This is a genomic window from Flavobacterium araucananum, from assembly GCF_002222055.1.
Classification (GTDB): Bacteria; Bacteroidota; Bacteroidia; order Flavobacteriales; family Flavobacteriaceae; genus Flavobacterium; species Flavobacterium araucananum.
Window position 1 is genome coordinate 115,231 of the sequence record NZ_MUGS01000021.1, and the last position, 12,811, is coordinate 128,041.

At 34.2% G+C, this 12,811-nt stretch carries 14 protein-coding genes; 12 read left to right on the forward strand and 2 right to left on the reverse strand.

The window, feature by feature from the left end; translation table 11 throughout:
- Window positions 1-7 precede the first annotated feature (7 nt).
- From B0A64_RS12820 to B0A64_RS12860, 9 genes are all read left to right on the forward strand, one after another.
- Window positions 8-1,057: a PDDEXK nuclease domain-containing protein gene (locus B0A64_RS12820; RefSeq protein WP_089479914.1), complete on the forward strand. Its 1,050-nt coding sequence runs from the start codon at window positions 8-10 to the stop codon at window positions 1,055-1,057.
- Entirely contained in the window at window positions 1,050-1,715 is a 666-nt protein-coding gene (locus tag B0A64_RS12825; protein ID WP_089479915.1) for a uroporphyrinogen-III synthase, read from the forward strand. Before B0A64_RS12820 ends, B0A64_RS12825 begins: the two co-directional genes overlap by 8 nt.
- A 51-nt stretch (window positions 1,716-1,766) precedes the next feature.
- A complete protein-coding gene (gene hemE / locus B0A64_RS12830; protein ID WP_089479916.1) occupies window positions 1,767-2,792 on the forward strand; it encodes a uroporphyrinogen decarboxylase in 1,026 nt (341 codons plus the stop codon).
- Between the two features lie 137 nt (window positions 2,793-2,929).
- On the forward strand, window positions 2,930-3,307 hold the full coding sequence (locus B0A64_RS12835; RefSeq protein ID WP_089479917.1) for a hypothetical protein: 378 nt from the start codon (window positions 2,930-2,932) through the stop codon (window positions 3,305-3,307).
- Window positions 3,308-3,309: 2 nt separating this feature from the next.
- Window positions 3,310-3,861, forward strand: coding sequence for a GNAT family N-acetyltransferase (locus B0A64_RS12840; RefSeq protein WP_089479918.1), 552 nt, complete (start codon window positions 3,310-3,312; stop codon window positions 3,859-3,861).
- Window positions 3,851-4,756 carry an oxygen-dependent coproporphyrinogen oxidase gene (gene hemF, locus B0A64_RS12845; RefSeq protein ID WP_089479919.1) on the forward strand — a complete coding sequence of 302 codons (906 nt, stop codon included), beginning with the start codon at window positions 3,851-3,853 and terminating at the stop codon, window positions 4,754-4,756. The genes B0A64_RS12840 and hemF overlap by 11 nt, the downstream gene beginning before the upstream one ends.
- 204 nt (window positions 4,757-4,960) lie before the next feature.
- Complete coding sequence (gene tnpA, locus B0A64_RS12850; RefSeq protein ID WP_089479920.1) at window positions 4,961-5,419, forward strand: IS200/IS605 family transposase; 459 nt, start codon at window positions 4,961-4,963, stop codon at window positions 5,417-5,419.
- Between the two features lie 242 nt (window positions 5,420-5,661).
- Complete coding sequence (locus B0A64_RS12855; protein WP_089479921.1) at window positions 5,662-6,603, forward strand: DUF4421 family protein; 942 nt, start codon at window positions 5,662-5,664, stop codon at window positions 6,601-6,603.
- Window positions 6,604-6,667: 64 nt separating this feature from the next.
- The gene (locus B0A64_RS12860) at window positions 6,668-7,570 is read left to right on the forward strand and encodes a fructose bisphosphate aldolase (RefSeq protein WP_089479922.1); all 903 of its coding nucleotides are present in this window, start codon (window positions 6,668-6,670) and stop codon (window positions 7,568-7,570) included.
- A gap of 85 nt (window positions 7,571-7,655) precedes the next feature.
- On the opposite strand, the gene B0A64_RS12865 is transcribed toward B0A64_RS12860, so the two are convergent.
- Together B0A64_RS12865 and B0A64_RS12870 are read right to left on the reverse strand one after the other, a co-directional pair.
- A complete protein-coding gene (locus B0A64_RS12865; RefSeq protein ID WP_089479923.1) occupies window positions 7,656-9,449 on the reverse strand; it encodes a hypothetical protein in 1,794 nt (597 codons plus the stop codon).
- 3 nt (window positions 9,450-9,452) lie between these two features.
- Window positions 9,453-10,085, reverse strand: coding sequence for a hypothetical protein (locus B0A64_RS12870; protein ID WP_089479924.1), 633 nt, complete (start codon window positions 10,083-10,085; stop codon window positions 9,453-9,455).
- A gap of 299 nt (window positions 10,086-10,384) precedes the next feature.
- On the opposite strand from B0A64_RS12870, the gene hemB reads away from it, so the two are divergent.
- From hemB to B0A64_RS12885, 3 genes are read left to right on the forward strand one after another with little or no spacing between them, the layout of a single operon-like run.
- Entirely contained in the window at window positions 10,385-11,377 is a 993-nt protein-coding gene (hemB, locus tag B0A64_RS12875; protein WP_089479925.1) for a porphobilinogen synthase, read from the forward strand.
- Between the two features lie 43 nt (window positions 11,378-11,420).
- The gene (locus B0A64_RS12880; RefSeq protein WP_089479926.1) at window positions 11,421-12,338 is read left to right on the forward strand and encodes a hypothetical protein; all 918 of its coding nucleotides are present in this window, start codon (window positions 11,421-11,423) and stop codon (window positions 12,336-12,338) included.
- Window positions 12,339-12,353: 15 nt separating this feature from the next.
- Window positions 12,354-12,755 (forward strand): c-type cytochrome, encoded by a 402-nt coding sequence (locus tag B0A64_RS12885; RefSeq protein WP_089479927.1) that lies wholly within the window; start codon window positions 12,354-12,356, stop codon window positions 12,753-12,755.
- Window positions 12,756-12,811 lie beyond the last annotated feature (56 nt).

Consider the following 12,811-nt stretch of genomic DNA (forward strand, 5'->3'; position numbering starts at 1 on the left):
AAATTTCATGGAAATTAACGATCAGATCATAGCTTCCCAATATGAATCCTTTTTAGTTGAAATAACTAATTTGGTACAAAACCATAGGGTTCAGGCTGTACAATCTGTTCAAACTATTTCAAACACTTTATACTGGAGTATAGGAGAACTTATAATTAAAAGGCAAGAACAGTTTGGTTGGGGAAAATCAATTGTTGAATTATTAAGTAATGACTTAAGCAAAACAATAGGAAAAGGAATTAGCTGGTCGCCAAGAAATCTATGGTTTATGCGCCAATTGGTTAACGAGTATTCAAATCTGAATCAAGTTGATTCAGATTTAAGTGATATTAAAAATCTTGTCACAAACGTACCTTGGCAACACAACATTTTAATTATTCAGAAGGTAAAAGATCCTAAAGCAAGAATATTTTATCTAGAAAACACAATTAAAAACAAATATAGCCGATCAGTACTATTACATCAAATTAAGGCTGACGCATATCATAAATACCTGCAAAATCCATCTCAAAATAATTTTCAAAAAGTACTAACAGAACACTTTTTAGAACAAGCACAAGAAAGTATTAAAAGTACTTATAGTTTAGACTTTCTTGACATTAACAAACCTATTTCTGAAAGAGATTTAGAAAACTCTATGGTAGAAAAGGTAAAAAGACTTATGTTGGAGCTTGGATATGGTTTTTGTTTTATTGGAAATCAATATCGCCTTACATTAGGTAATAAAGATTACTATATAGACTTACTGTTTTATCATCGTATATTAAAATGTTTAGTCGCTGTTGAACTAAAAGTAGTGGAATTTGAGCCCGAATTTATAGGTAAACTTGATTTCTATCTTCAATTAATAGACGATCAGCTAAAACAAGACGATGATAAACCAAGTATTGGAATATTATTAGTTCCTGAAAAGGATCATTTAGAAGTAGAATATGCATTAAGAAGTGTGAATAAACCAATTGGTGTCTCAGAATATATTTTAAGTAAAAAATTACCAAAAGAATTAGAAGGTAAACTACCTACTACTGAACAATTCAAAAACATATTAAATGAGTAAATCAATTCAAATATTATCTACAAAAAAGCTTTCGGGCGAACAAAAACAAGCATTGGTAAAAGCCAATATCGAACTCGTTGAAGCTGATTTTATTCAGACCCAAAATAAACCTTTCGAATTAAAGGATCTTAACGAAAATTTGATTTTCACAAGCCAGAATGCTGTTCATAGTGTTTTGTCAAATCCTAATGTTGAAAAACTGAAAAGTAAAAATGTATTTTGTGTGGGTTTAAAAACCAAAATTATTTTGTCTGAAAGCGGATTTAATGTGGTTGCTTACACAGGTTACGCAGCAGATTTAGCCGAGATCATCACTTTGATTTACCGCAACGAAAGTTATACTTTTTTTAGCGGAAACCTACGCAGGGAAACTTTACCAAAAGCCTTAAAAGATGCCGATGTAAAACTGAATGAGATTCAGGTTTATGATACGTCACTAACGCCTCAGAAAATAAAAACTGCTGTAGACGGAATCTTATTTTTTAGTCCTTCCGGCGTTGAAAGTTATCTGAAGGATAATACGATCAAAAAAGAAAAGTGCTTTTGCATAGGAGAAACTACCGCCGAAGCTTTAGACAAAATCACCAAAAACATTATCATTGCAGATCAGCCAACGGTTGAGGACGTAATCGAAGATGTAATTAACGAATATAAATAAAAACCTTTGCAACTTTGTCCCTTTGTGGCTTTGCACCTAAAATAAAAAACAATGTTAAAAAACGACCTATTTTTAAAAGCATTAAAAGGAGAAACTGTTCAACGCCCACCAGTATGGATGATGCGTCAAGCCGGAAGATATTTACCGGAATTTATCGCTTTGCGTGATAAATATGATTTTTTCACCCGTTGTCAGACTCCGGAATTAGCTGCCGAAATTACCGTTCAGCCTATTCGCAGAATTGCTCCGGATGCAGCGATTTTATTTTCAGACATTCTGGTTGTTCCTCAAGCAATGGGAATCGAAGTTTTGATGAAAGAGAATTTTGGTCCGTTTTTACCAAATCCTATTCGTTCATTGGCAGATGTTCACAGGGTTTTTGTTCCGGATATTCAGGAAACTTTAGGTTATGTAATGGATGCCATCAAATTGACTAAAGAAATGCTGAACGACGAAGTACCATTAATTGGTTTCGCAGGTTCGCCTTGGACAATCTTCTGTTACGCTGTTGAAGGAAAAGGTTCTAAAAGTTTTGATACTGCTAAAGGCTTCGCCTTTTCGAACCCTGCTGCAGCACATACTTTATTACAAAAAATTACAGACACTACTATTTTATATTTAAAAGAAAAAGTAAAAGCCGGTGTTGATGCTGTTCAGATTTTTGATTCTTGGGGCGGAATGCTTTCTCCGGTTGATTATCAGGAATTTTCATGGAAATACATCAACCAGATCGTTGAGGCTTTGGCGGATCACGCTCCGGTTATCGTTTTCGGAAAAGGATGTTGGTTTGCTCTTGGCGAAATGGGCAAAAGTAGAGCTTCGGCTTTAGGTGTAGACTGGACCTGTTCGCCTAGAAATGCGCGTTATTTGTCTGGTGGAAACATCACTTTACAAGGAAATTTTGATCCGTCAAGATTACTTTCTCCAATTCCAACCATCAAAAAAATGGTACATGAAATGATTAACGAGTTCGGAAAAGATAAATATATTGTAAATTTAGGCCACGGAATTTTACCAAATATCCCTGTAGATCACGCAAAAGCGTTTATAGACGCGGTTAAGGAATATGGGAACTAACTAGTTTTCAGTTTGTCTGTAGCTATTACTATATACCAACTATTAAAGTTCCAGAGGAACGATTCATTTTGTAGCCCCGGATTTTAATCCGGGGTTTGTGAATAATATCAAACATCAAGTTTAGAAAACATACAAATATGCTAAACAAAGGACTTAGAGATGAAGAAAGTATCAGAATAGAAAATACGCTAAGAACTTTGCATGCACTGACTTTTGTTCCTAAATTTTGGAACACCGAAAACATTAGTCTCATCGATGAGCAACTAAAAGGTTTTGGATTAAGCTTAGAAAAAACTATTGAAATTCCTGAAGAAGAGTTGATTATTCTTTTGCAGCAATGTCATCTAGATTGGAATCAACAGGAACAATTTGCAGATATCCTAGTGAATTTATCTCAGGAAAAACAATTTGATTTTTCAGGAAAGGCACTTGCCATTTACTACTATATCCAGCAGGAAAGCAAGGTTTTTTCGTTTGGAATAAATGCTAAAATTACTTTGGCTAAAAACAAATAGAGATGAGTTTTACAGATTGGAAAATAGAAACAATCAACGATATTCTTCCAGAAGAGTTCTACAACCTCATCAAAAAGAATACCTCCCATATCGAAAAGACTTTTCCGGTTACTTTGTCAAATTGCTTAGATTTAGAAAAAACAAAAAACTTTATTGCTTTCAATCAGGACAAGGAAAATCATAAAGAAGGATACTATTTTTATCCCAGAGATATAAAAACCAATGCTTTAATTGGCTATTTATGCGTAAAAAGCATCGATAACCATAAAGCAAAATGTGAATTGGGCTATTTTACAGATGAAGATTATCAGGGTAAAGGAATTACATCAAAAGTAGTTTCTCAAACTTTAGATTTTTGTTTCAACACTTTAAAAATGAACAAGGTTTTTATTTGTACCTCAACAATCAACAAAGCAAGTCAGCAGATTGCTTTGAAACATCATTTTAAACAAGAAGGAATTTTAAGAGACGAATTCAAAAATGGCGACGGAACATTAGAAGATGTTGTTTATTTTGGATTGCTTAAATCAGAATATAATACTCATGAAAGATAAATTTTACGCTTACATACAAAAATTACAAGACCAGATTTGCACTGGATTAGAAGCTGTTGACGGAACTGCAAAATTTCGTGAAGATCTATGGAAACGTCCGGAAGGTGGTGGCGGAAGAACACGTGTTATTGAAAACGGAAATGTTTTTGAAAAAGGCGGTGTCAACATTTCAGCCGTTCACGGAAAATTACCAGAAGCAATGCAAAAGATGTTTGGCGTTGGCGAAGCTGATTTTTTTGCCTGCGGATTAAGTTTGGTTTTACATCCTAAAAATCCAATGGTCCCTACTGTGCACGCCAATTGGCGATATTTTGAAATGTATGATGAATCCGGAAAAGTAATCGAACAATGGTTTGGCGGGGGACAGGATTTAACACCTTATTATTTGTTTGAAGAAGATGCAAAACACTTCCATCAAACATGTAAAACGGCTTGCGACAAACACAACCCGGAGTTTTATCCAAAATATAAAAAACAATGTGACGCTTATTTCTGGAATGCACATAGAAATGAAGCCCGCGGAATTGGCGGTTTGTTCTTTGATTATTGCAAAGCAAATGAGCAAATGTCGATGGAAGATTGGTACAATTTTGTAACCGAAGTTGGAAATAGTTTCCTTGAAGCCTATGTTCCGATTGTAGAAAGAAGAAAAAATTTAGACTATAATCCGGAAAATAGAAACTGGCAGGAAATTCGCCGTGGTCGTTATGTCGAGTTTAATCTTGTTCATGACAAAGGAACTTTATTTGGTTTAAGAACCAACGGAAGAATCGAAAGTATCCTTATGAGTTTGCCTCCGCATGTGCAATGGGTTTACGATCATCATGCCGAAGCAGGAAGTGAAGAAGAAAAATTAGTGAACGTGTTAGAAAATCCTGTTGATTGGGTTCAATAAAGAAGTATCGCTCCGATGGAGCTATAATTAAACAGCAATAATATTAGTTATAAATATTGTACTCCTCTCGAGCTTTCTATTAAAGACGTTTAACTTAACCTGATTTAATACAATTAAGTCCCATCGGGACAACATATTTATAGCCATTTTGTAGATTTATTTTATTAAACTCCATTGGAGTGAAATCTTATAAATCAAAATTTTATGGCAAATACCTATTCGCAATTGTATATTCATATTGTTTTCGCTGTTAAAGGCAGAGAAAACTTAATTTCAACCATTTGGAAAGATGAAGTTTATAAATATATTACAGGAATTATTACAAATAAAGATCAAAAACTAATTGTCATTAATGGAATGCCAGATCACGTTCACATTTTAATTGGATTAAAACCTGACAAATCCATATCTGATTTAGTTAGAGATATAAAGGCTAATTCATCTAAATTTATAAATGATAAAAAGTGGATTAATGGTAAATTTGAATGGCAAACAGGATTTGGAGCCTTTTCATATAGCCATTCTCAATTAACAAATGTTATAAATTACATTCGTAATCAAGAAGAACATCATAAAATAAAAACGTTCAAGGAAGAATATATTGAATTTTTAAAATTGTTTAATATAGAATTCAAGAATGAATATTTATTTGATGATATTTGATGTTCTTTCTATATATTGTATGTCGCTCCTCTGGAGCTTTGGCAATAATGCATATTAATTTTGCTATAAATATAATGCTCCGATGGAGCTCAAATTGAAGATGTAATAATTTATAACGATAAACATAACATGAATCCCAGAGGGATAGCATATTTATAGCAATTTATACGTTTATTTTGTTAAACCCCATCGGGGTGACATATTCATAAACGCAATTACTATTATTTGTATAAAATCAAAAAATGAATCTAAAACTGATTTATATCGTGTTTTTTGGAGGTCTTTTTGGGTGTTTTGCCCAAAAGGATTCGCTTCAGAATCCCTATTTTAAATCATATGATGATAAAGTTACTGCGAGCATCTACTATTTAGACACTTCGAATAATTTTCAGATTGGTTTTGATTCTCAAGGCCAAAAGAAATACCTGGACCTTAATTCCAACCGAAGAGAACAACTAGGCGTAAGCTTGAGTTATAAATTTATAGACGTTAGTTTTGGTTTTGCCCCCAAATTTTTTGATATAAACAAAGACAATTCAAATTCTAAATTGTTTAGTTTTAATACCCGTTTTTACTATAAAAAATGGATGCAATCTTTTACCTTTATTAATCAAAAAGGATTTTATGCCACTGAACCGGGGGTTTCGGTAGATTTTCCACGAATGCGTTCTACAAAAATTGGAGGAACTACCTCTTATATCTTCAATGATAGGTTCTCTTATAAAACATTAGTGAATCAAAACGAATGGCAAACCAGGAGTTCCGGTAGTTTTATCCCCAGTTTTTCATTTTATTATACCAATCTTAATTTAAACAACGAACCTGATTCTTCGAATGCGGATATTTATGTTTTTTCGTTGGCTCCCTCCTACTTTTATAATTTTGTAATTAGCGATCGTATTTTAATTGGAGCTGGAATTGCTTTTGGCGCCGGAATCAATGATCTTGATGGCGATGTGTCTGTTTTATACCAGTTAGACTTTAATTTGAAGCTTGCGTATAACAGAGATCGTTTTTTTGGTTTTGCGAGTTTAAACACGCTTAATTTTATCCAGAATGATACCGCAGAAGCGCGACTGAACGATAACATATCTACCTTGAAGTTTAGTATTGGATATCGTTTTGACCCTCCCAAAAAAGTAAAAGAAGTTTATGAGAAAGTAAATCAAAAAACAGGCTTATAAATGATTAAATTTATATAAAATCTACTCTCGATAGCTATCGGGATTAAATCTAAAATAAAATAGTATGAAAAATAGAGAGCGCTACATCGCACAATTAAATCGCATGCATTCCGGAAAAGGGTTCATCGCTGCATTGGATCAAAGTGGCGGAAGTACACCAAAAGCTTTAGCACAATACGGGATCGAGGAAAACAGTTTTACGAATGACGAGGAAATGTATACTCTTGTTCATGAAATGAGAACCCGAATTATTAAAAGTCCTGCCTTTGACCGCGCGTATATTCTGGGGGCCATTTTGTTTGAAAACACAATGGATTGCCAAATTGACGGACAATGGACTGCCGATTATTTGTGGGAGAAAAAAAATATAGTTCCTTTTTTAAAAGTCGACAAAGGTCTTGCTGACCTTGCAAACGGTGTGCAACTGATGAAACCCATTACTAATCTGGACGAACTGCTAACACGAGCGGTAGAGCGAAATGTTTTTGGTACTAAAATGCGTTCTGTTATTAAAGAAGCAAATACTACAGGAATTCGCGAGGTAGTCGAGCAACAATTTGCAGTAGGTTTACAAATCTTTCAAAAAGGATTAATTGCTATTATCGAACCTGAGGTAGATATTTATAGTGCTGATAAACAAAAATCAGAAGAAATTTTGAAAGACGAAATCCTGAAACAGCTTAGTTTATTGGACAAAGATGTAAAAGTGATGCTAAAATTATCTATTCCAACGGTAAATAACTTTTACAGCGAACTAATGTCTGATCCGCATGTTGTGCGTGTTGTGGCATTATCCGGTGGATATGCGCAAGACGAAGCCAATGATAAACTTGCTCAAAACCACGGATTGATTGCCAGTTTCTCACGTGCATTATCCGAAGGTCTTTCTGCCAGTCAGTCTGATACTGATTTCAACACCAAGCTAGGCAAGACCATCAAAGAAATTTATACCGCATCTATTACTTAGATAAGTCCAAAAATGGCAATTTTAGAGCATAAAAAATCCCCGGGATATTCTTTTTCCGGGGATTTTGTTTTTAGTTCTTTTTTGACTATTTGCCTAATTCTTCTGCTAAATCTAGCATTTGCAAAATGATATTTTTATCTGACTTTGCTGCGTTTAATCTAAATTCGAAGATTAATTTATTATCAACTAGTTTTTTAGGCGATTCTATTACAACAGCTGTAAATTGTTCTGCCATTCTTTTTATCTTTTTAGATTCGGTTTCATTGGTTTTAATCTCAGTATCATAGGCCGTTGTCAATGCTGCCAGATTCAGGTTTCCATACATATAATTTTTCTTCAGTGCTTTTTTAACTTCTTTGGCAAAAGAGCCTTTTCCGGTACCAAAATAATCTCCTGTATTAGATACGATTACAACATCTTTCTCTTTTTTGATAAAAATAGTACCATATTCCTCTGATCCAACGACCTGATAGGTATTACCATTTTGAATTAAAAACTTTTTGCGAACACCCAATTGAATCAGTTTATCACCAAATGTAGGATGGGTTGATGTAAAAACTACTGAGAATAACGGAATGTTCTTTTTTATCTTTTTCTCTGTTTCTATTTCTTCATAGTTTTCACCATACTCATACGATTTTTTAGTTACTTCTATTTCTTTAGTATTGTATAAAAACAAACTTAAATCCCCATCAAAAAGTGTTGCAGTAGCTTCTTCATCGACTATAGTCGAAACTAAATCGGTCACAATCGTTATGTCTTCTCTGAGCAGTTTTGGATTCTGGAATAATTCTGCTGTCAACGAGGGAAAATTTTCAAGTGCTGCTCTTGTATTAATATGATAAGACATATAGCCTAATGGCTTTTGATCCGGAAAATAATCAAAGATATTTTTGTTTATTTTTCTATTCGTGATTTTTTCTACCGTTGCTGCCATTGGTTCAGCATATTCAATAACTTCCTGGATACGTGCATTATCGGTATCAAAATAAAAATCAAGGCCAACTCCTTTTACCAAATTTCCAAAGTTGTTTTGTGCCGGAAAGAATCTGTTATAAGTCGCGAATTGCGAAAAAGAGTTATATGCCGAGTTTATTGTTGACATTGCCGAACTATAATTTAACCATGACGATATATCTGCCGCTGCATTTATCTTGTCTGAATCCGGCGCAACAAAACCATTCTCGAATAATGATTTTATAAAAAGGCTTAGTTTTCTGGCTTGCGAAAGGTTAAAATCAGCCTGGGCCTTTTCATATTCAGTATTAGAAGTTGCTGCATAATCTTCTATTTCTTTAGCATCATCGCTATTTGTCGTTGTTGTTGCTGTACCTGATGTAGATTCCTGATAAGGTTCCTGAACTGAAACTGAATCTTGTTCGACCACAGGATAAGTATACTTTGGGGTATATTTTTTAGTCAATTCTACAATGACCAAATAATTATCATTCCAGGCAAACGATTTTGTTTGGTTTTTGGGCGTAAAGACAGCATACTTGCCAAAATCACTGATAGTGGGAACCTCAACAGAATCAGTATTTTTGTTATTTGTATTTTGTTCGATTATAAACTGTTTGACGGCTTCTTTGCTTTTTATCGGAATGGTTACCTGATAATACGGAATGCTATCGGTGAAGTTTCCGTGAATGGTTGCTTTTTGATCCAATTGAAAAAGGGTTGCATATTTGCTTAAATCAAGATTGGTTTTACCGTCTTTGTATTTGGCTATTAACGGATGATTCAATATATCTGCAATGTTTACTTTTTTTGAAAGCTGGTTTCCATTAAACTGTACAAAATAGTCGTATTGCTTTTGATTGGTCTGACCAAAAGTGCAATGGATGACGAATAATAAAAATAAAGTATAAAACTGCTTCATAAATCAGGGTGTTAATTGGATTGTATTGTTCATTAATGCCGACTTTTTAAGTACGCTGTACATACTTTGTTTTAAAAAAACGGTTTTTTTATTTTGAGAAATTTTGCTGTTTGGGTTTTCAACAGCCTGAACATCTTTATCGAAGGTATAAATGGCAATAATGCTGGCGGCTTCAAGATCTTGTTTTTTCTTAGGGTCTTTTACAAGTTTTTCAGGAACCGGGTACGAAGCAATTCTTTCAAAGCTTTTGGCATTACTGGTAAAGTGTATTTGATCGCTTTGATTGTTTATGGTATTTACAACAGTATTTAATGCTTTTACAGTTGCATAATTAAGCTTGATAATGAAAACATAATTTTCAAAATCAGTCTTGGTTGTTACGTTTGTAATTCCGTCTATTTTTGAAGCTTTTGCCTTAAAGTCTTCCAGTTTCTTAGCTATTTCCTGTTCGTTAGGGATTTTTACACCATCGACTTCTTCAAGCCACATCGCCGATTTTGTCTTAAACCATGATTTCGAAAAATCGACCATCAGTGTATATTCGCCACTTTGATCGTCGTGGTGTTTTATTCTTTCTGTTATTTCGAAGCAACTTGTTAAAAATAAACAGCAGCATAATGCGAGAATTTTCTTCATTGGACAAATTTAATTGGAAATTTTCTAAAAACCATAGGATAATAAGGAACAAGTTTCATTTTGAGCTTTTAAAAATGAAAGCCAGACACCAATAATCCTTGAAATTTTTAGATAATATTAACGGATTCTGGTTATGGGTAAACTCCTTATTCTGTTGATTTTTCTTTAACTTTGCAGCACTTATTAAAAGTAGGATAATCTTCAAAAAAACAACTACCGTTTTAGAAACAAGAATTGATCAATCTGTATTAAAAAATCAGATTACAATCTGAAATCTAAAATTTAAAATCTACAATTATATGTTCCCATTACAAAGAAACCGCCGTTTAAGAACCAATGAATCGATTCGTTCTTTAGTTCGTGAAACAAGTTTAAGTCCACAGGATTTTATGCTTCCTATGTTTGTTGCCGAAGGAAAAGACGTAAAAGTTGCTATTCCGTCAATGCCCGGAATCTACCGTCATTCTTTAGACAATACGATCAAAGAAGTAAAAGAAGCCTGGGATTTAGGAATTAAAGCGGTCAATATTTATGTAAAAGTAAGCGACAATCTAAAAGATAATAAAGGTGTTGAGGCCTGGAATAAAGATGGTTTGATGCAACAAACGATCCGTGCCATAAAAGATGCTGTTCCGGAAATGATTGTTATGCCGGATGTTGCTCTTGATCCTTATTCGATTTATGGTCACGACGGAATTATAGAAAACGGTCAATTGATCAATGACGCCACTGTTGATGCTTTGACCAGAATGAGTCTGAGTCATGCCGAAGCGGGAGCTGATTTTGTTGCACCAAGTGATATGATGGACGGAAGAGTTTTAGCAATCAGAAAAGCATTGGAAGAAAACGGACATCACAATGTTGGGATCATGAGTTATAGTGCTAAATATGCTTCGGCATTTTATGGTCCTTTTCGTGATGCTTTGGATTCTGCTCCGGTAGATTCTCAAAATATCCCCAAAGATAAAAAGACCTATCAAATGGATTATGCGAATAGAATCGAAGGTATTCGTGAAGCATTATTGGATGTTGAAGAAGGTGCTGATATTGTAATGGTAAAACCCGGTATTGCCTATTTAGACATTGTTCGTGAGATAAAAAACACCGTTCATGTGCCTGTTGCAGTTTATCAGGTATCTGGTGAGTACGCTATGGTAAAGGCCGCAGCAGAAAAAGGATGGTTAGATCACGACAAAATTATGATAGAGCAACTATATTGCATTAAGCGTGCAGGAGCGAGTATTATCTCTACTTATTTTGCCAAAGAAGCGGCTTTGCTTTTAAACAGGTAACAAATATTAAAAAGAGATAAAATCCAGCAACAAACAAAAATTTATGAAAAAAATAGTACTTGGTTTAGTAATGATTGCCTCTGCAACTGCAATTGGTCAGGACATAAAAATTAAAAAAGACAAGATCAGTATCGACGGAACTGAGGTTGCAATTTTAGACAAAGAAAAATTGGTTTACAAAGTTCTTACTTTAGACAACATACCCGTTTTTTCGATCGAAAGAAAAGCAACTCCGCTACTGGATGGTTCATTGGTTTATTGGTCTCTTTTGACTGATTTAAGCAACAATAAAACAAATGAGGTTCTGGATTATGGTAAAGATCAGGGGTTCAGTTTCCAGAAAGCTATTGTCGCGAGCGTTTCTAACGAAAAATACAAATTTATAAGTGCAGCGGGTTTAGATGAAAAAGGTGTTTTAGAATTTATTAACGGAACACCAACTAACATTATGAAGGTTTTTGATGATGCAAATCAAAAAACGATAGACCAACTAAAAGCAGAAAATGATGCTATGGTTGCGGTTAGAATAAAAGTTGAAAATGGCACTGTTTTTCAAAAACAAGAAGTCAATAAAAATGGGCAACTTGTTATGGATTATGTTTTAATTGGAGAGGTTGTAAAAAGCAATGTAGTTTTTATGCCTAATTTTCCTGCCAGTTTAGTTTATACCGTAAATTCTCTATACTCGCAACTGGATAATAACAGCCATAGCCAAAACCGCGTTAAACTTTTAGGCGCCTGGTATGCTACAAAAACAGGGTATACAAATCCCATCACAAATAAAAACATCAAGGATGAACTAATTACCTGGGACAATAAATACTACCACTTAAGAGGAACTCTAACCGATACCGAAAAAATCAATTTTGCATTTTATGGTGATGAAGACAAAGACCTTCTTTCGAAACAAATTGTAGCTAAACTTATTTACAATGGCTATAAGTTTGATGCCATGAAATAATATTAAAAATTTACCATGAAAAAAGTATTATTATTATCCGTTGTTTTAGCGCTGGCCTCTTGCAAAAAAGAAGGCACAGAAAATACTGTTCCCGAACCTGCAGAAAACTATTCTGAAGGACATTCGGCAGAAGCCAAAACACCGGAAGCACTGGGAAAACAAATTTTTGAAGGACAAGGAAATTGTATCGCCTGCCATCAGGCAGATCAAAAAGTAATTGGTCCGAGTATTCAGGAAATTGCCAAAATTTATAAAGACAAAAAAGGGGATATCACTACTTTCCTAAAAGGAAATGCAGAACCAATTGTAGACCCGAGTCAGTTTGAGGTTATGAAAACTAATTTTCCGGTAACGCAGGCAATGTCTGATGACGAACTAAAAGCGATAGAATCGTATATATACAGTCATTTGAAGTAGTTTCTTTAATTGCTGCTGACATACTGTTGTCATCGCATCAATTTATATTTACTGCT